This window comes from Actinoplanes sp. TBRC 11911 (assembly GCF_012933445.1).
GTDB lineage: Bacteria > Actinomycetota > Actinomycetes > Mycobacteriales > Micromonosporaceae > Actinoplanes.
In genome coordinates, this window is record NZ_JABBNC010000001.1 from 70,289 (window position 1) to 89,450 (window position 19,162).

General features: G+C 69.6%; 15 protein-coding genes. 6 read left to right on the forward strand and 9 right to left on the reverse strand.

Annotation, left to right across the window (positions count from 1 at the left end):
- The first annotated feature begins 53 nt into the window (after positions 1–53).
- A complete protein-coding gene (locus HH310_RS00325; protein ID WP_169173321.1) occupies positions 54–1,070 on the forward strand; it encodes a LacI family DNA-binding transcriptional regulator in 1,017 nt (338 codons plus the stop codon).
- 48 nt (positions 1,071–1,118) lie between these two features.
- Here HH310_RS00325 and HH310_RS00330 read toward each other — a convergent pair whose 3' ends face one another.
- The 3 genes from HH310_RS00330 to HH310_RS00340 all read right to left on the reverse strand — a co-directional run bounded on the left by HH310_RS00330 (position 1,119) and on the right by HH310_RS00340 (position 6,242).
- Positions 1,119–2,897: an ABC transporter substrate-binding protein gene (locus tag HH310_RS00330; protein WP_248293546.1), complete on the reverse strand. Its 1,779-nt coding sequence runs from the start codon at positions 2,895–2,897 to the stop codon at positions 1,119–1,121.
- Between the two features lie 505 nt (positions 2,898–3,402).
- Positions 3,403–4,926, reverse strand: coding sequence for an NAD(P)/FAD-dependent oxidoreductase (locus HH310_RS00335; RefSeq protein ID WP_169173322.1), 1,524 nt, complete (start codon positions 4,924–4,926; stop codon positions 3,403–3,405).
- A gap of 464 nt (positions 4,927–5,390) precedes the next feature.
- On the reverse strand, positions 5,391–6,242 hold the full coding sequence (locus HH310_RS00340) for an NAD(P)-dependent oxidoreductase (protein WP_169173323.1): 852 nt from the start codon (positions 6,240–6,242) through the stop codon (positions 5,391–5,393).
- 75 nt (positions 6,243–6,317) lie between these two features.
- On the opposite strand from HH310_RS00340, the gene HH310_RS00345 reads away from it, so the two are divergent.
- The 3 genes from HH310_RS00345 to HH310_RS00355 all read left to right on the forward strand — a co-directional run bounded on the left by HH310_RS00345 (position 6,318) and on the right by HH310_RS00355 (position 10,621).
- Positions 6,318–7,199, forward strand: a complete 882-nt coding sequence (locus HH310_RS00345) for an AraC family transcriptional regulator (protein WP_169173324.1) — start codon at positions 6,318–6,320, stop codon at positions 7,197–7,199.
- 110 nt (positions 7,200–7,309) lie between these two features.
- On the forward strand, positions 7,310–9,082 hold the full coding sequence (locus HH310_RS00350; RefSeq protein WP_169173325.1) for an FAD-dependent monooxygenase: 1,773 nt from the start codon (positions 7,310–7,312) through the stop codon (positions 9,080–9,082).
- A gap of 699 nt (positions 9,083–9,781) precedes the next feature.
- Positions 9,782–10,621, forward strand: a complete 840-nt coding sequence (locus HH310_RS00355) for an arylamine N-acetyltransferase (protein ID WP_169173326.1) — start codon at positions 9,782–9,784, stop codon at positions 10,619–10,621.
- Here HH310_RS00355 and HH310_RS00360 read toward each other — a convergent pair.
- The 4 genes from HH310_RS00360 to HH310_RS00375 form a co-directional block, all read right to left on the reverse strand.
- Positions 10,611–11,588: a Gfo/Idh/MocA family protein gene (locus HH310_RS00360; protein WP_211191591.1), complete on the reverse strand. Its 978-nt coding sequence runs from the start codon at positions 11,586–11,588 to the stop codon at positions 10,611–10,613. The two genes, HH310_RS00355 and HH310_RS00360, sit on opposite strands and share 11 nt — an antisense overlap.
- Complete coding sequence (locus tag HH310_RS00365) at positions 11,588–11,728, reverse strand: hypothetical protein (protein WP_169173327.1); 141 nt, start codon at positions 11,726–11,728, stop codon at positions 11,588–11,590. The genes HH310_RS00360 and HH310_RS00365 overlap by 1 nt, the downstream gene beginning before the upstream one ends.
- Before the next feature lie 83 nt (positions 11,729–11,811).
- Positions 11,812–12,585: a hypothetical protein gene (locus HH310_RS00370; RefSeq protein ID WP_169173328.1), complete on the reverse strand. Its 774-nt coding sequence runs from the start codon at positions 12,583–12,585 to the stop codon at positions 11,812–11,814.
- Between the two features lie 28 nt (positions 12,586–12,613).
- On the reverse strand, positions 12,614–13,642 hold the full coding sequence (locus HH310_RS00375; RefSeq protein WP_169173329.1) for a uroporphyrinogen decarboxylase family protein: 1,029 nt from the start codon (positions 13,640–13,642) through the stop codon (positions 12,614–12,616).
- A 193-nt stretch (positions 13,643–13,835) separates the two neighbouring features.
- On the opposite strand from HH310_RS00375, the gene HH310_RS00380 reads away from it, so the two are divergent.
- Positions 13,836–14,462 (forward strand): MarR family winged helix-turn-helix transcriptional regulator, encoded by a 627-nt coding sequence (locus tag HH310_RS00380; RefSeq protein ID WP_169173330.1) that lies wholly within the window; start codon positions 13,836–13,838, stop codon positions 14,460–14,462.
- Positions 14,463–14,483: 21 nt separating this feature from the next.
- Here the strand turns inward: HH310_RS00380 and HH310_RS00385 are convergent, their stop codons facing one another.
- Positions 14,484–15,515: an NAD(P)/FAD-dependent oxidoreductase gene (locus HH310_RS00385; RefSeq protein ID WP_169173331.1), complete on the reverse strand. Its 1,032-nt coding sequence runs from the start codon at positions 15,513–15,515 to the stop codon at positions 14,484–14,486.
- Between the two features lie 67 nt (positions 15,516–15,582).
- Positions 15,583–16,098 (reverse strand): sigma-70 family RNA polymerase sigma factor, encoded by a 516-nt coding sequence (locus HH310_RS00390; protein ID WP_169173332.1) that lies wholly within the window; start codon positions 16,096–16,098, stop codon positions 15,583–15,585.
- 221 nt (positions 16,099–16,319) lie between these two features.
- On the opposite strand from HH310_RS00390, the gene HH310_RS00395 reads away from it, so the two are divergent.
- On the forward strand, positions 16,320–19,139 hold the full coding sequence (locus HH310_RS00395; RefSeq protein WP_169173333.1) for a tetratricopeptide repeat protein: 2,820 nt from the start codon (positions 16,320–16,322) through the stop codon (positions 19,137–19,139).
- The last annotated feature ends 23 nt before the right edge of the window (positions 19,140–19,162 follow it).

The following is a 19,162-nucleotide window of genomic DNA, read 5'->3' on the forward strand; positions in this document are numbered from 1 at the left end:
ATCAGCGCGCCCGTCGACCGGGGGATGCCATGAGCGGGCCTAAAATCGTGCGCATGACCACCCCGACGCTCCGGGACGTCGCGCAGCTGGCCGGGGTGCATCCCGCGACCGCCTCGCGGGCGCTCAATCCGCAGACCCGGCCGTTGGTGAACGCGGAGACCGCCCGGAAGGTGCTGCGTGCCGCCGAGTCGATCGGCTATCAGCCCAACCCGATCGCGCGCAGCCTCAAGACGGCGCGCAGCGCCACCGTCGGGCTGGTCATCCCGGACCTCACCAACCCGCTGTTCCCGCCGATCGTGCGCGGCATCGAGGACGTGCTCACCACCGCGGGGTACAACGCCTGGATCGTGAACACCGATAACGATCCGGGGCGCGAGGAGCGACAGGTCGAGTCGTTGCGCTCGCGGCAGGTCGAGGGACTGATCGTGGCGACGGCCCGTCGTGATCATCCGTTGCTGCTCCGGCTGCATCGTCAGGGCGTACGGCTGGTGCTGGTGAATCGTCGGGTGGACGGCCTGGAGCTGCCGTCGGTGACCGCCGACGACGATGCCGGCATTGCCATGGCGGTGGCGCATCTGGCGTCGCTGGGGCACACGAAGATCGCTCATCTGGCCGGGCCGCAGCAGACGTCGACCGGGGTGAGCCGGGCGCGGGCGTTCCGGCACGCGCTGCTCGATCAGGGACTGGCCGACGATCCGCGGCTGACCGTCGAGTGTGGCTACTGGTCGGAGGCCGAGGGGGCGCAGGCGTTGCGCCGGCTGCTCGACTCGGGTGCTGAGTTCACCGCGATCGTGGCCGGCAACGACCTGATCGCGCTGGGCTGCTACGACGTCTTCGCCGAGCGCGGGATGACCTGCCCGGACGACATGAGCGTGGTCGGCTTCAACGAGATGCCGTTCCTGGACAAGATGCGCCCGCCGCTGACCACGGTGGCGATCCCGCACTACGAGATCGGGGTGGAGGCGGCCCGGCTGCTGCTGGACACCATCGAGGAGCCGGACCGGCATCCGCGCTCGGTGCTGCTGGCGCCGTCCTTGGTGGTGCGGGCCTCCACCGCGCCGCCCCGCTGAACGAGGAACGGGCGGGCACCGAAGTGCCCGCCCGCCCAGGAAATCCGGCTACTTGCCGCCCTCGACGCCCAGGGCGTCGAACTGGTACTGGCCGTAGGCGTTCTCGACGAAGACGTTCGTCAGCCGCGGGTTGCGGTAGTTGAGCGCCTTGTCGAACACGAAGGGCAGGAAGTACGCGCCCTCCATGATCTTGTGGTTGATCTGGCTGTAGTCGGCCGCGGCCTTCGCCGGGTCGGTCTGGTTCTGCGCGTCGTCGAACAGCGCGTCGATAGACGGGTCCCTGATGATCGAACGGTTGTAGTTACCGCTCTGCTGGATGTTGCGGCTGTCGGCGATCGCCTTCAGGAAGCCGGAACCCGTCGGGTAGTCGGCGCCCCACGCGGTGATCAGCAGGCCGTAGCCCTTCTTGCTCACGTTGTTCGGCGAGCCGGCGACCGCGGTGTCCTGCGAACCGTCGTACTGGTCGATCGTCGCGTTGATGCCGACCTGCTTGAACGCGGCCTGCAGCGCGGTGGCCGAGGCGACCTCGGTGGGCCGGTTGTTGCGGACCGCGATCTTGAGGTCGAAGCCGGTCGGGTGGCCGCACTTGGCCAGTTCCTGCTTGGCCAGGTCGATCTGCGGCTTGCCCTGACGCAGGTTGTACGGGTCGTAGCTGGCGTCCGAGCCCTGGATGTTCAGCGGCAGCATGTTGCCGGCCAGGTCACCGGCGGCCAGCGGACCACCGCGAGCCGTCTGGACCGTGGTCGGGTCCATGGCGTACAGAAGCGCCTTGCGGCAGTCGATGTTGTCGAGCGGCTTGGTCGTGGACACGATGTCGGCGAACCGCATGAAGCCGGTCGTCATCGCGTCCGCGTTCGCCTTCAGCGTCGGGTCCGTGAGGATCTTGGTACGCGCCGCGGCCTGCACACCGGTCTGACCGGCGTCGACGTCCGCGGTGCCCGCGACGAGGCGGTCGTCCAGGTCGTTCTGGTTCGTGGTGATGGTCAGCACGACCTGGTCCGGCAGAGCCTTGCGGATCGGGTCGCTCGCCTGGTCCCAGTTCGGGTTGCGCGTCAGCGTGTAGGTCTTTCCGATCTGTACCGCGGACGCGTCCTTGAACATGTACGGGCCCGAGGAGGCCGGGTCCAGGTTGTACTTCTGGCCGGTGTCCCGCTTCTGCGGCACCGGGGCGGCGCTCGGCATCGCCAGCAGGTAGAGGAAGTCCGAGTTGGGCGCCGGCAGCTTGAAGACGATGGTGCTGTCGTCCGGCGTCTGGATGGACTTGAGGCCCAGCTTGTTCGGGTCCTTGTCCTTGTACGGGCCGGGGTAGTTCTGGCCCTCGTCGAGCAGCCCCATCAGGTAGGTCGGGCCGCCCGCGAGGGTGTCCTGCGCCCACTCGCGCTCGATGCCGTACTTGACGTCCTGGGCGGTGATCGGCGTGCCGTCGTCCCACTTCAGACCCGAGCGCAGCTTGAACGTGTAGGTCTTCTTGTCCGCGCTGATCTCCGGCGCCGCGGACGCCAGGTCGGGCTGCAGCTGCAGACCGGCCTCGCCCGGCGCGTCCGGGTAGGCCATCAGCGTGCGGTTGTAAAGCCGCATGGTGTTCCAGACGAAGGAGTAGTACGAGCTCGCCGGGTCGAGCGAGTCGACGTCCTGCGATGACCAGAGGTTGAGCGTGCCGCCCTTGGCCGTGCTGGGGTTCACGATGCCCGTGGTCGCGGCGTTGAATGCGCCCTTGCCGCCCGACGAGCTGCCGCTCGAGCCGTTGGAGCCACCGCACGCGGCGGTGGTCAGCCCGAGCGCGATGGCGACGCCGGCGCTCGCCATCACCCTTGTCTTGCTTGGCAACCTGTTCTCCTACCTATTAATACAGCGGGACCGTTCGGGCCCTTGGAAGACGCGGTAAGTCACCGCTCCCCGAAGGCGGCTCGTCGTCGAGCTTTCGGGTGGATCAGGCGGCCTCAGCCGCGGTTATTTATGGAAGCAAATTGCGTCGTGTGGCAAGCGATAAACATGGTTGAATAGAGGCGTCGGTCACGTCGTCGTCAATCATCGATATAACGGCATCGGGACGACGTCGGCCCTGGTGCGAAGCAATTTGGGAGAGCACTCTAGCGTGTCGTGACGTAGGGTTCGCCACACCCCCAGCACGATCCACGAAGCCTAGAGCCGTTTGTATAAACAGACGACAACAATTCGTGCACGAAAGAAGCGATCCGTTGCGGGCGCAGTCGATCATGCGGCGATTCATTGCGTCCCGACCAGGATATGAGAATAACTTCCTCGATCGAGTCTCAGATCTCAGTGATCTCGGTCTCCGAATAACACAATCTTGTTGCCCGGGACACATTTGTCAGCGCGATGGATCCATCACGACGCGCGGATCGAGACCCAGATCACGCATTATCGTGCGGGCCGCGTTGCGACCTGGGCGGCCGCTGACGCTTCCGCCGGGGTGGCTGGTCGAGCCGGTGAGGTAGAGACCCGGGATCGAGGTGGCGTAGTCGGGCCAGCCCACGAGCCAGTCGCCGTTCAGCTGGAACTCGCCGCCGTGGCACGACCCGCCGAGGTTGTGCACATTGTGCGCGGCGACGTCCACCGGCGATTCCGCCCGCATCGCGAGGATGTCGACCTCGCCGACCCGCTCGCGCACCCGGTCGACGATCCGCTCGGCGTACTCGTGCTTGGCCTCGCCCCAGGACCGCCCGTCGGCCCGCTCCCAGGGTGCCACCGTGAGGATCTTGAAGGTGCCGTGGCCGTCCGGCGCACGCCCCGGATCGACCACCGTCTGGTTCACCACGAGCAGCCAGGGGTCGGTCGCGTCGGTCTCGCCGCGGGCGAACGCGTCCAGCTGCCGCGCCAGCCCGTCGGTCCCGCCGAGACCGACGGCCGCCGCGCGGGTCGGGAGGTCGCGCTGGAGGGCCGCGTGCACCGCGAACACGCTGAGGCCGGGCCGCCAGGCGGATCGCGCCGTGGCGATGTCCGGGGGTTCGTCGGAGAGCATCGCCCCGAGTTGGGCCAGGTGGCTGCCGGCGACGATGGCGCGGTGGGCTTTGATCACGCGGCGGGTTTGGTGGGCTTTGATGTGCACGGCGACCGCTCGCCCGTCTCGCACCTCGATGTGCTCCACCACGGCGTCGCACTCGACCGTTCCCCCGCGCGCCCGCAGCAGCCGGATCAACGCGTCCGGCAACGCACCCGACCCGCCGATCGGGGTGGACCAGCCATACCGCAGACGCCCGGCCGTGATCGACGCGGGCAGCACGCCGGTCCCCTTCCGCCGCGGGTCCTGAATGGTGGCAAACGACAACCACATCATCAGATCCCGTACGCCCGGATGCCCGAACCGTTCGTGGATCACGTCCCAGGCCGACCGCGCCCGCAGCTCCCGATACGCGCCGGCGGCCGCCGAGTCACCGAGCTCCAATCCGGACGACCAGCGCCCGTGCACCGCCGCCAGCCCGCCGTGCCACTCCTCGACCAGCTTCCGGAACGCGGCCGCGTCCGCCGCCGACCACCGTCCGATCTCGTCGGCCGTGGCATCGAGGTCCTTCCGCACCGTGATCGTCGCGCCGTCCGCCCGCGGCAGCACCACCGCCGGATCCGTATGCACGTACCGCAGGCCCCACCGTTCCTTGAGCCCGAGCTCATCGTCCGCAAGCAGCGGGTTCGACTGAATCAAAACGTGCGCCGACGAACACGAGTCATGCGCGAACCCCGGCAGCGTCAGCTCCTCGGTGATCGTGTTCCCGCCGGGCCGCCGGGCGGCCTCCAGCACGACGACCCGCAGGCCGGCCTCGGCCAGGTACGCGGCACAGACCAGCCCGTTGTGCCCCGCACCGACGACCACGACATCAGCTTCCTCGGCCCCCGCCATGGCGCCATGATGCGTCCCGCCGCCTCCGCAGGCAACACACACCGTGCACGCCACTCGCCACCGCCTCCATCCGGGCCGCGTGCCGGGAGAGCCGGCTGCTGACGCCGCCGCCCTCCGGTCAAGACCCAGCGGCCTTCGCGCGGGCCCGGCCTGCTCAGTCGCCACCATCGCCGGTCTTTTATCACCTTTGCCCGCATTCCACAGCTCCTCTTCGGGCCGTCCAGAGCCGTTTTTCGAGACCTTGGAGAGTTATGGCTCGTATATGGGCGTAACTCTCCAAGGTCTACAAATCAGTCAGAAAATGGTGGCCACAAAAGCGGTATTACGGACTAATCGACCGTCCTTTTCGGACCCTCGTCCACGATACGGCCAGTTGGTATCGGATAGTGAGACAGCTGCAGGTGGCTGGACGGAAGGCGTTCGTTTTCCGGCGTTGTTGGCGCCGGGCGTGGGGAGCCCGCTCACTACAGGGTGTGGAAGCCGGAGCGCCAGGACGGGAACTGCGGGGTCCACGCCAAGTCGAGGCGGGCATGCAGATTCGAGGCGCCCCGGGCCCAGCCCTGCCGTTCGGGCGAGCTCGACGCCGGCTCCGGCACGCCGACCGAGCGGCAGAACTCGGGAACCCAGGCGGTGCCCGGCGCGGGCTCGTCGTCGCAGATGTTGACCGCGCCGGTCGGCCAGGACAGCGCCTCCACCGCCGCGGCGGCCGCGTCGTCCACGTGCACGAAGCTGAAGACGTCGCCGGTGGCGGGCAACTCGCCGGCCTGGGCCAGCCGGGCCATCCGGGCGCCACGCGCATACCAGGTGCCCGGCCCGTAGAGCCGCCCGTACCGCAGCACGACCCACTCCGGCGCCGCCCGTACGGCTTCCTCCAACGCCATGATCGCGGCGACGTTCGCCGACCGCGGTGGGAGCGCCTCGGTGTCGAACGGCGTCTCCTCGGTGGCGGGAGCTTTGCCCGGCTCGTACGCCCAGGAGTGGCTCTGCGCGATCACCCGAGCGACGCCCGCGGCCACGGCAGCGTCCATCAGGTGCGGCGTGCCCTCCCTGCGCAGCTCCGAGTTGCCCGAAATGTCACTCTCGCTCAGGTCCGTCACCTGGTGGAAAAGCACGTCGGGCCGCGCGTTCAGCACCGCCGAGCGGACCGCGTCGGCGTCTCTGATGTCGGCCGACACCGCATCGCCGCCGGCGCGCCGGACCGCTGCCGCGTCACCCGGATCGCGGACTAAACCGGTGACCTGGTGGCCCTGCTCGATGAGAAGCGGCACCATTCGCCGGCCGATGACGCCGGACGCCCCGGCGAGGAAGATACGCATGGCGGTAGATCCTTTCGACCCGATCAACGGTATGCCGGACTCCCCGCGCCCCCGAAAAAGGGCCAGGATGAGGGCGTGACCGGACCGGAGTTATCCCTGCTCGACACCAACGGCATCCTGCGGCAGCCGGGGGTCCGGCCGCGGCGGACCAGCGCCGGTCTCGGCTGGCCCGGCCTCTACGTGTCCACGCAGCGCGAGCAACCGTACCGGGCCGCGTTCGACGGCGCCCGCAGCCACCTGCTGATCCTGCACCTCAACGGCCCGGTCCGGGTGCGCCGCGGGCATCTGGGGCTGACCTCGTCGCGTACGGTGCCGCCCGGTGGTTTCTTCGTGCACCCGGCCGGCAAAGACCTGACCGTGGAGCTCGGCGGCGTGCTCGACACGGTGCATGTCTACCTGTCCGACGAGTTGCTTCAGCAAGCACACGACGGGCCGCCGCTGGTGCCGGCCGAGGAGCTGGGCGCCGTCGACCCGCTGCTGGAACAACTGGTGCTCACGCTCGACGGGGTGTTACGGCGCTGGGAGCCGTCCGCGCGAACGTATCTGGATCAGATCACCGGACTGGTCGCCGGTCAGCTCGCACTGCGCCACAGCACGCGAGGGTCCCGCGACGACCCGGAGCCACGCGTCGCCGGGCTGAGCAGCCGGCAGCTCATGGGCGTACGGGAACTGCTGGAGCAACGCCTGGCCGAGCCGGTCCCGCTGGCCGACATGGCCGCGGTGGCCGGGTTGAGCGTGAGCCAGTTCTGCCGGCAGTTCAAGGCGCGGATGGGTGTGGCGCCGCATCAATATCTGTTGCGCCTGCGGGTCGACACGGCGTGCCGGCTGCTGCGCGATCGCACGACGCCGATCGCGGAGGTCGCCACCCGTTGCGGCTTCTCGCATCAGGAGCACCTGACCCGGGTGATGCGCCGCCAGCTCGGCACCACACCGGCGGCGGTCCGGCGCGACACGTAAGAAGTTCGTGTCCCCCGGACAGCACGATCGTGCAGGAAGTGCTCCCGGCATCGGTCCGATACTCGGTCGAGATTCACCGAGCGCGCGTTCCGACCGGCGGAGGACAACGCATGAACGATGTGGAAACCGATGTGCTGATCGTCGGCAGTGGACCGGCCGGAGGCGCGGCGGCCCTGCTGCTCAGCACGTACGGCGTGGCGAACATCGTGGTCACCAAGTACAGCCGGCTGGCGGACACGCCCCGCGCGCACATCACCAACCAGCGCACCATGGAGGTGCTGCGCGACGCCGGCGTCGAGGACGAGGTGGTCGCGCTGGCCACCCCGCAGGAGCTGATGGGCGAGACACCGTTCTGTACCAGCCTGGCCGGCGAGGAACTGGGCCGATTACGCACGTGGCACACGCATCCGAGCCGGCGGGCAGACCACGACCTGGCGTCCCCGTCGTCCATGTGCGACATGCCGCAGCACCTGATGGAACCGGTGCTCATCAACGGGGCGATCGCGCGCGGCACCCACATGCGGTACGACACCGAGTACCTGTCGCTGGACCAGGATGAGGACGGCGTCACCGCCACGGTCCGGGACCGGCTGCTGGGCATCGAGTACCGCATCCGCGCGAAGTATCTGATCGGCGCCGACGGCGGGCGCAGCAAGGTGGCCGAGGACATCGGTCTGCCGATGGTCGGTCAGATGGGCGTGGCCGGCAGCATCAACATCGTCTTCGAGGCCGACCTGAGCCGCTACGTCGCGCACCGGCCCAGCACCCTGTACTGGGTGCTGCAGACCGGTTCCGAGGTCGGCGGCATCGGGATGGGCCTGGTCCGCTGCGTGCGGCCATGGCACGAATGGCTGATCGTCTGGGGCTACGACATCAACGGCGAACCGCCGGACCTGACCGAGGAGTACGCCCGGCAGGTCGCCCACCACCTCATCGGCGACCCGTCGATCCCGGTCACCATCAAGTCGTCGTCGGCGTGGACGGTCAACCACATGTACGCCGAGCGGTACCACGTGGGCCGGGTGTTCTGCGCTGGCGACGCGGTGCATCGGCATCCGCCGTCCAACGGGCTCGGCTCGAATACGTCCATTCAGGACGCCTACAACCTGGCGTGGAAGCTGAAGATGGTGCTGTCCGGGGTGGCCGGGCCTGGTCTGCTCGAGACATACCACGATGAGCGGGCGCCGATCGGCAAACAGATCGTGGATCGGGCGAACAAGAGCATCGGCGAGACCTCGCGGTTCTTCTCGGCGCTCGGCCTGTTGTCCACATCGGATACGGAGCAGATGCGCACGAACATGGCGGCGCGCAAGCTGCCCGGCGACGAGGCGGAGAAGCAGCGGCAGTTGTTGCGCGAGGCGGTCGAGTTCAAGAACTACGAGTTCAACACGCACGGTGTCGAGCTGAATCAGCGCTACGAGTCGGCGGCGGTGGTGCCGGACGGTACGCCGGCGCCGAGTTATTCGCGGGACGCGGAGCTGTACCACCAGGCGACCAGTTATCCAGGTGCGAAGGTGCCGCACGCCTGGGTGAGCCGTGGCAAGACCAAACTGTCCACTCTGGATATCGGCGGGCACGGCCGGTTCACGCTTCTCACCGGTCCGGGTGGCGAGGCGTGGCAGAACGCGGCGGACGCGGTCGGGGATGCTTTCGGCGTCGAGATCTCCGCGGTGACGATCGGCCCCGGGTGCGACTACGAAGATATTTACGGTGACTGGGCGAAATTACAGGAAATTTCGGATAGTGGCTGCCTGCTGCTGCGGCCGGACAACCACGTGGGGTTCCGCGCCGACGTCGTGCACGCCGAGCCGGAAAAGGCACTGGCGGCCGCGTTGGGACAGATCCTGGCACGCGAACACCGCGCGGGCAGCGAGGCCTTTTGAGAGTGTGGCCCGCGAATCCTGGCGCGCGCGGCGAGCAGCCTTTTGAGTGTGTGCCCCGCGAATCCTGGCGCGCGCGGCGACGCCCTTTGAGTGTGTCCCGGCGCGTTCCCCCACGCGCCGGGACACATTTCAGCGCTGCCACCTGATCCCCGCAGGCGCCCCCACCAGCGCTGGCCTCGAAGCGTGGCCCGGCACCCCCCTTGCGTGCCGGGACACGCCGCGAGTTGGGGTTCGCTTTGACGAGCGTCCCGCCCACGCTCACCGCGAACCACTTGCGCCCGTCAACGTCGCCGTCGCCCGCTGCCGACACCTTGGACCGCGCCGCACCGGCACCCGCCGTAACGGTCGTTTCGCCGAGCAATACCGGCCAGATGGCGAGGCAAAAAGTCGCGCACGCGCTGTCCCATTCTTGTCATCGGTAAATGCGCCGAGCACACCCAATTAATAACGTCCAGGCGGAACTGTTGCCAGAGGCCGCAACGCCGCCGACGGCACCCGCTCCGACCAGCTCAGACATCCTTCTGGGAAGCCGCATCGTTTTCTCCCCCGTCGTTCGTCAACAGCTCACACACGTACGGCCGAAAGAATGCGTTCAGCGTGTGAGCGGCGTCACCTCAGCCGAATCGATCGGGCCTTTCCCACCGATGTCGCAAAAGGCGGGGTCCACAGTGGGCTGCCGCGATGGCGGACAATTGACCGGTGACCTTCCCGATCGACGGCTACCTGCGGCGGCTCGGCCTGACCCGGCCCGCCGAACCCAGCCTCCCGGCCCTGCGCGCCCTGCATCGCGCGCACGCCGAGCGAATCCCGTACGAGTGCCTGGAAATTTGGCTCGGCCGCCCCACCACGATCGACCCGGCGGAGTCGGCGGCCCGGATCCTGCGCGGCCGCGGCGGCTACTGCTACCACCTCAACGGCGCCTTCTCCGCGCTGCTGCGCGCCCTCGGATACCAGGTCAGCCGGCACGTCGGCGGCGTACAGGGCAATCCGGAACGCCGGGCCGGCGCCGATGCCAGCCACCTGGTCCTCACCGTGTCCGGCCTGCCGTCACCCGAGGCGCCGCACGGCGAGTGGCTCGTCGACCTCGGCATGGGCGACGGCCTGTACGAACCTCTGCCGCTCACCCCGGGCACCTACGATCAAGGCCCTTTCCGGTACGCCTTGCGGCCCTCCGGCACCGAGCCCGGCGGATGGCGGTTCGACCACGACCCGCGCGGCTCGTTCCTCGGCATGGACTTCCGTGGCGAGGCGACCGAGATGACCGCGTTCGAGGAGCGGCACCACCACCTGTCGACGTCGCCGGAGTCGGGTTTCGTGCGCACGCTGGCGCTCTCCCGGCGGGACGCGGGCGGCGCGGACATCATGCGCGGCCTGGTGCTGACGCGCGTCGGGGACACGGAATCTCGTACGGTCATTGAAGAAGAGCGCGACTATTTCGCAGCGTTGGCCGACGTCTTCGGCATCACCCTCACCGCCGCCGAGCGCGATCACCTCTGGCCGCGCCTTCGTGCCGCACACGAGCGGTGGGTCACAGGATGACCGTCGATGCGGTGGCGGCGGCCGTGCGCACCGCCTCGACCGCGGCGGCCTGGGCGACCGCGTCGGCCCGGCCGAACGCGGGCTCGGCACCGGTCTCGATGGCCTGCGAGACGGTCTCGAACTCGATGCGGTAGGGGTCGCCCGGCCTCGCGGGCACCGACTCGGTCACGCCGTCGCGGACCAGGTCGAGACGGCCCGGACGGCACAGCCACGGATCCGGGACGGTGATCCGCCCGGCGGTGCCGACGATTTCCAGCTCGTCGCGGCGCGGATAGTCGAGGGCCACGTCGAACTGGGCCAAGGCGTTGCCGGGCAGGGTGAACGTGGCGGCAAGGCGCAGGTCGGCGCCGTCCGCGCCGGGGACGGTGTCGGTCACCCGGGCGGCCGACACCGACACCGGCTGGCCGCCGAACAGGCGGATCGCGCTGATGCAATAGCAGCCGAGGTCGAGCGAGGCGCCGCCGCCGAGCCGCCCGGTCCGGCGGATGTCACCCGGCTCGACGCTGACGCTGAGCGCGGCCCGGACGAAGGCGACCTCGCCGATCGCCCCGTCGGCGATCAGCCGCTGGGCGAGCAGGGTCTGCGGGTGATGGCGCCACATCAGGCCTTCGAAGCAGCGGCGGCCGTTGTCATCGGCGGCGTCGAAGCACGCGGAGGCCTCGGCGGCGGTCATCGCGAAGGGTTTCTCGCACAGCACGTGCTTGCCGGCGTTGAGGGCCCGGACGGTCCACTCGGTGTGCAAGGCGATCGGCAGCGGCACGTACACGGCGTCGACCTCGTCGCAGGCCAGCAGGTCGTCATAGGTTCCGAAGCTGCGGGGCACGCCGAGCGAACCGGCATACCGGGCGGCCTTGGCGGCATCGCGGCCGGCGACGGCGACGAACGAGGCAGCGGTCGAGCCCTTGATGGCGGCGGCGACCTCGCGGCCGATCGAAGCGGTCGACAGCATCCCCCAGCGCACGCCCATCAGAAGGTCCCGATCGCGCCCAGGGCGACCATGACGAAGACCAGCAGGTCGGTCCAGGTCGCGACCGTCTCGTCCCGGTTCTTGCCGCGCTTGGCGACGTGGCGGATCAGCGTCTGCAGGAGGACTATCACTGGGTACACGGCTGGCCGCCTTCACTATGTGAACCGACCTTCGTAAGGTAAAGCCTTGCGCTCGGCACGTCACGCCTGGGCGGTCAACGGGCTCAATGCGGGTAGGTCTTGAACTCTGGGCCCAAGGCCAGGCCGGCCGAGCACGGGAGCTCGCCGGGGGACAGCTGGGTGTGGGAGGGGCGCCAGAGCTGGACGTCCTTCGTGGTGATGCGGATGATGATGCAGTCGTACTGGGTGGCGCGCAGGGCGACGCCGACCCTGTTGTTCTGGGTGATGACGTCCTGGTGGATTGCTGGGTCCAGGTGCAGGGCAGCCAGTGCCGCGCGGACGGCGGGCTCGTGGGGGCCCGCGGCGCGCAGGGCTGGGGGTAGGCGGTTGTCTACGCCGTCCAGGGATGGGTCCTTGGTGATCTGCAGCGGGGTGGTTGGGGGGCAGGTGATGTCGTTGTCGCGGTCGTCTGTTTCGGGGCCCAGCTGCAGGCGGAAGCAGATCGGGGCGTCGCGTTCGGTGATGAGCGAGCCGTCGGCGCCTCTCTCGGTGCCGTGGCCCGTTACCTTCAGCACCAAGGTGACGCCGCTCTGCCAGTGCGTCTGGCCGGTAACCGAGAGAACCGCGATGCCGGGCTGCTGGCCGGCGGTGTGCACGTAGTCGTCGGCCTTGTACAGGTGGTCGTAGGCGAACTGCTGGAGCAGGGCGTCTACCTTCTTCGACGCGTCCGATGCCGCGGTGACGTGCAGTTCCGTCGGCGGCTCAGCTAGGACGGCATGCTGGATGTAGCGCTTTGCCGCCACCGTGGCGACGCCGAGCGCGCCGACGCCGAGCACCGCCGTCGCGGCGTACACCATCCATTGAGTTCTTCTCCGCACGCGCGGCATTATGCCGCTCGCGTCCCGGTCAGCCGCGGCGCAGGACCTCGGCCGCGGTGGCCATGGCGCGCATCTTGCCGGTGGCGGACTCCCACGGGAGGTACTTCATGCCGCAGTCCGTGGCGATCACGACGTTCTCGGGGGCGACGTGGGGTAACGCGCGGCGGACGCGCTCGACGACGGTGTCGGTGGACTCCACGGCGGGGTCGGACAGGTCGATGACGCCGAGCATGATGGTCTTGCCGGTCAGGTGTTTCAGCACCGACGTGTCCAGATGGGACTGGGCCGTCTCGATCGAGATCTGGTCGCAGGTGCAGTCGGCCAGTTCGGGCAGGAACGAGTAACCCGACGGGCGGTCGTGGATGATCGCGGCGTAGCCGAAACACAGGTGCACGGCGGTCGTGCCGGACACGCCGGCCAGGGCCCGATTCAGGGCATCGACCCCGTACGCGCGTGCCGGTTCCGGCCGTGCCTGCAAATACGGCTCGTCGAGTTGCACGATGTCCGCGCCGGCCGCGAAAAGGTCACGTACCTCCGCGTTGACGGCTTCCGCGTAGGCGTACGCGAGGGTCCGCGGGTTTGCGTAGTGGTCGTCCTGAGCCTGCTGCGACATGGTGAACGGGCCCGGCACCGTGACCTTGATGGTGCGGTCGGTGTGCTCGCGCAGGAAGCGGACGTCGGCCACCTGCACCGGACGCGGCCGGCTCACCTCGCCGACCACGCGGGGAACGGGATTCGGATGCCCGCTGCGGTCCAGCGCCTCGCCCGGATTGTCCAGGTCGAGCCCCACCAGCGCGGTCGCGAAGTGGTTCGAATAGCTCTCCCGCCGGATCTCGCCGTCGGTCACGATGTCGAGCCCGGCGTCCTCCTGCGCCCGGATCGCGAGCAGCGTCGCGTCGTCCTGCGCGCGCGCCAGATGCTCCGGCGCGGGCCGCCACAGCTCTCGCGCCCGCACCCGCGGCGGGAACCGGCCGGCGAGCTTGGCGCGGTCGATCAGCCACTCGGGTTGCGGAAAGCTGCCCACGAGCGTGGTCGGAAACAACGGAAGTGCCGGCATGACAGTCCTCCCGAGGCCGGAGCGGTCACCGTCGCGCCCTCAAGATAAGCCATAGACGCATCAGAGACGCGAAGGTTCAACGGCGTGAGAACCGTTTACCTCCCCGTCCGCGCCTGAACCCGCCCTTGGCTGGTCCGTTTATCAGATCGGATACCAATGCGCGCTGCGCGCGATCGGGAAAGGGGCTGGCTCGATGGGCACGGCCTGGACTGCCAACAGTGATGCATCGGAAAATCGGCTGACGTCCGAGGAGCGGGCGTTTTTCGAAGACCTCGTCTTCAAGGCCTCGACCGTTCAGCGTCAGGTCGACCACGACCTGGTCCACGAGAAAAGCACGACCCTCAGCGAGTACACGACCCTGCAACGGCTGTCCGAGACGCACGGCGGCCGTCTTCGCATGAACGAACTGGCCGCCGCCACCAACCTGTCATTAAGCCGGATCAGCCGGATCGTCGAGAAACTGGAACGCCAGGGCCTGGTCTCCCGCGAGCAGGCCGCCGACGACCGGCGCGGATGGAACGCCGTCCTCTCCCCCGCCGGGCGAGCACACCTGCGGCAAAGCGATTACTCGTACGCGGCGAGCGTGCGCCGCAATTTCCTCGACCATCTGGACCTGCGCCAGTTGCGGGCCCTGTCCGAGCTCGTAGACCGCATCCCGGAGCTGACCGAGCCGCGCGGCGTGGTGAGCCCGGACGACGACGTACCGGAGCGGTCTTTTCCGGAGAGCAAGACGCACCTGCTGCTGGTGCGCAAGTCGCCGGACGCACTGCCGGCGGCCCGCGGCCGCACCAAGCGGCGCCGCGAGCGAAACGGCCGTTAGGCGCAACGGCCGGTAAGCCCCCTACCGGCCGAGCCGCTTCACCACGTAGCGCGCGTCCCCGGCCATCCCGCTCAGATAGCCGGACCCCACGGTGTTCTGCCGGGGCAGCCCGACGAAGCCGAGCCCGGGAAGCGCGTCCGACACACCCCGGCGCTGCCGGGGCCACCCGTCCGGCCCGACCGCCCGGCCGTCCAGCCACCCGAAATCGGGCCGGAATCCGGTGCACCAGATGACGTTCGCGACGTCCAGGACACGCCCGTCCGCCAGCAGCGGCTTGCCGTCGCGGACACCCACCATCTCGGGCGCCCGGCCCACCCCCGCCACGCGCAACGTGGCCTCGGACTGCCGGACCAGTGGCGCCCCGTGTGCGCCGAACGCCCGGCGCACCCGCTTGCCGAGCGCCCCGGACGGGATGCGCCGCTGGTAGACCAGCCGGCGGAACGCCGGGCTGCTCATCAGGGCGAGCGGCAGCTGCCCGGTCGCCGGACCGGCCAGCCACACGTCACGGTCCAGGGCGAGCGAGGCCGAGATGTCGGCACCGGACGGTCCCGCGCCGACGACCAGCACCGGGCCGGACTTCAGGTCGGCCTCGTCGTGGTACTGGCCGGAGTGCACCTGCCGTACGTGGCCGCCCAGTTCGTCGGCGAAGGACGGAATGTTCGGCGCGCCGTGCGCACCGGTCGCCACGATGACGCGATCGGCCGAGATCGAGAAGTTGTCGCCGGTCAGCCGATGCGCGCCGGCGCCCGTCAGGTGGTGTTCCCGCACGGCCGCGTTCAGCCGGATCGGGAAGTCGCACCGCCGGGCGTACCGCTCCAGATAGTCGGCCACCTGGTCCTTGTCCGGATAGTCCGAGTCCGGCATCGGCATCGGCAGGTCCGGCAGGGCACAGAAGCGGGCCGGCGTGAACAGGCGCAGCCCGCTGTATCGGTGCCGCCACGAATCGCCGATCCGGTAGCCCGATTCCAAGATGATGAACCGCCGGCCGAGAGAGCTCAGGTAGCGGCCCGCGGCCAGTCCGGCTGCGCCGGCGCCGACCACGGCGAATTCCACGTGCTCCCCCGTCGGCGGGGATATCCCCGCTGTCACGATCAACAAAACGGAAAGTTCGCGGCCGGGTTCATTCGTGTGAGCCACTTCCCATCCGGTGCCGCAGCGACCGTAACGCGTAATGGGCCCGGGATTTCACCGTCCCGACCGGCACGCCGAGCAGTTTCGCGGTTTCCCCGGGGGTGCGGCCCCGCCAATACAATTCGGCGAGAACGGTTCGATGATCTTCGCTCAGGGAATTGACCGCGTCGCGGATCGATTCCAGCGCGACCACCGTCTCGACGGTGTCCTCGGCCGGTGGCGGCGTCGTCATCTCGAGCAGATTCACCTCGTACGGATGTGAACTCCGCGCCCGCAGCTTGTCGATCGCGGCGTTGCGGGCGACGGTGAACATCCAGCGCCGGGCGCGATCCGTTTCGAACGGCACGCTCTCCAGGTTCCGCCAGGCCCGGATCATCGTCTCCTGCAGAAGATCCTCGGCGGCTTCCCGATCGCCGTAGGTGTAGCGCAGCAGAAATCGCCGCAGCATCACCGAGTGTTCCGCCTGAAGGCCCCGCAACCGCGCGGCCGCAGTATCCGTGGTCATTTGCCGACTCCCTCCACGCGCCGACGCTAAGTCGCACCGGTGGCGATCGAGTGGGCCGCGAGTGGAGACCGAGTGGAAATCGAGTGGGGCCGCCCGGGGGTCGGACCCGGCTTTTTTCTAGACGTAACCGGGGCTCTGCTGTTCACCGGCGAAGCGAATATCTCAAATATGTTGCCGTCGATTAGGACCGCGCTATCTTGGGCGGCGCTGTGAATCACACAATGGATTCGATCGAGGTCGCGCGGCCGGTCCCGCCACCGTTGCGGATGGCGGTGATGGGACCGGTTCGTGCCTGGCGCGGCGACGAGGAGCTCAACCTCGGGCCGCGTCAGCAACGGCAGGTTCTAGGGCTGCTGATGGCCCGCGCCGGCCGGTACGTCACGATCGGCGAGCTGGTCGATCTGCTCTGGGGGCGGTCCGCGCCGGCCAGCGGCACGAACAGCGTGCACCGCTTCATCGGTTCGCTGCGCCGCATCCTCGAACCCGACCTGGCGCCCCGCTCGGACGGGCGCTGGATCGTGCGGCGCGACGCCGCGTACCGGCTGATCGCCCCGGAGAGCAGCCTCGACCTGCTGGAGTTCCGGCGGCTCGCGGACGAGGCGCGCGAGGCCGAGAACCTCGGTTTCGGCGAGGTGGCGATCGCACGCTACATCGAGGCGCTGCGGCAGTCGCGGGGCCGGTGCGCGGACGACGGCACCGGCGAAACCCGGCGGCACGCCGCGTTCGTGGCGGTCGACGAGGAATACGCGGCGGTGGCCCGCGATGCGGCGCGAGCGGCGGTCAACCTCAACGGCGTCGGTCCGCTGCTGCCGCCGATCCGGCGCGCGGCCGAGATGAATCCGCTCGACGAGGCATTGCAGGCCCGCATGATGCTGCTGCTGGCCGCCGACGGCCGGCAGGCCGACGCGTTCGCGCTCTTCCAGGAGGTGCGCGAGGCGCTGTCCCGCGAACTCGGCGTCGACCCGGGACCGGAATTACGGCACGCCTACGACGAGGTGCTCAAGCCCCGCGAGCAGCCGGCGCTCGCCGGCGCCACGGCTGCCACGGTAAGTCCCGCCCAGCTGCCGCGCGACCTGCCGTCGTTCACCGGGCGCCGGGAGCAGCTGAACGAGCTCACCACGCTGCTGACCCGCGCGGAACGCGACGGGGTGATGCCGATCGTCGCGATCGACGGCATGCCCGGCGTCGGCAAGTCCACTTTGGCCATTCATTGGGCGTACGAGATCGCCGGCCGTTTCCCGGACGGGCAGCTCTATCTGGACCTGCGCGGGCACGACCTCGTCGCGGAGCCGATGAGCACCGCCGAGGCGCTGCGCTCGTTGCTGGCCACGGTGGGCATCGAGTCGGTACCCGCCGATCCGGGCGTGCAGGCCGCGCTGCTGCGCAGTCATCTCGCGGGCCGGCGGCTGGTGATGCTGCTGGACAACGCCGAGTCCGACGCGCAGGTGCGCGGGCTGCTGCCGGGCGGTGTGTCCTGCCTGGTCGTCGTGACGAGCCGGGTACGGCTGGCGGCGCTGAACGCGCGCGACGGGGCGGAGCTGGTCACGCTGGAGCCGCTGTCACCGGCCGAGGCCCGGTCGTTGCTCACCCGCCGGCTGTCCGCGGCGTTCGACGACCAGAATCTGGCGCTGGACGAGCTGGTCGAGCTCACCGGGCGGCTGCCGTCCGCGCTCGCCGCGCTGAGCTCGTACATTCTGGCCTGCCCGCAACCGAGTTTCGACTCGGTCCTGGCCGACCTGCGCGGCCGCGACAACGCGCTGGACCTGTTCGGCGAGCAGGGGGTGCTGGACGTCCGGGAGTCGTTCGCGACGTCCTACCGGCGGCTCAGCGAGCCGGCCGCCCGCCTGTTCCGGCTGCTGCCGCAGACGGCCGGGCCGGACGTCGCGCACGCGGCTACCGCCAGCCTGGCCGGCCTTCCGCTGTCCCGGGTACGCCCGTTGCTCGTCGAACTGGATCGCTCACATCTGCTTCGCACGTCGCGAGTCTCCCGGCTCTCGCTGCACCCGCTGGTTCGCCGGTACGCCTCGGAGCTGTCCACGGCCGGCGACAGCGCCGCCGATCGGCTGGCCGCCCGGCAGCGCCTGTTCCAGCACTACCGGCACACCGCCCACGCCGCCTGCGCCGCGCTACGCCCGCTGCTGCCCGCGATCGACCCCGGCCGGGTGCCCGCCGACGTGACGGTTCCGTCGGTCACCGCACACCGCGAGGCGCTCGCCTGGTTCCGGGCCGAGATCGCCGTCTTGGAGGACCTCGTCGAGCGGTCCGCGGACTTCGGCGCCGGGGCGGGCGGATGGCAGCTGGCCACCACGCTGATCCCGTATTACCAGCGCGACGGCCGGGCGCCCGCCTGGCTCGCCACCATGCGCCACGGGCTGCGCGCGGCGGAACAACTCGGCGACCGCGCCGGGCAGGCCCACCTGTATCGCGGGCTGGCCGCCGCGTACAGCCGGCTCGGCGATCAGGGCCGGGCCCGCGACGACCTGCGCCGGGCCCAGCGGTTGTTCGCCGAGCTCGGGCTGACCGCCGACCAGGCGTACGTGCACCACGGCATGGCCGACGTCCTGGCGGCCACCGGCCGATACCCCGAGGCGATCGCCGAGTTCGAGCGCGGGCGGGCCTTGTTCCGCGCGGCCGGCCACCGCAAGGGCGTCGCGGCGGTGCTGACCGGCATCGCGTCCTGCCGCACCCACCTCGGCGAGCACGAGGCGGCGGCCCGGCTTTTCGAGCAGGCGATCGCCCTCTACCTGCGCCTCGGGGACGACAACGGGCTCGCCGACGACATGCGGGGGCTGGGCGATCTGTGGCGTGGGATCGGCGACAACGGCACCGCCGCGGACTATCTGCGGCGCGCCGTCGAGCTGTACCGGGAGGTGGGCGATCGCGCGGGTCAGGCGCAGTCGCTGGTCTCGTTGGGGGACGCCCGCTCGGCGTCCGGGAATCCTCGTGATGCCGTCCCGGCCTGGCGCGACGCGCTCGACATCCTCGACGACCTGCGGCTGCCGGCCGCGGTCGCCGTCCAGGACCGGCTGCGCTCGGTGTGAGCGCGGCGAGTTTGAACAAACGC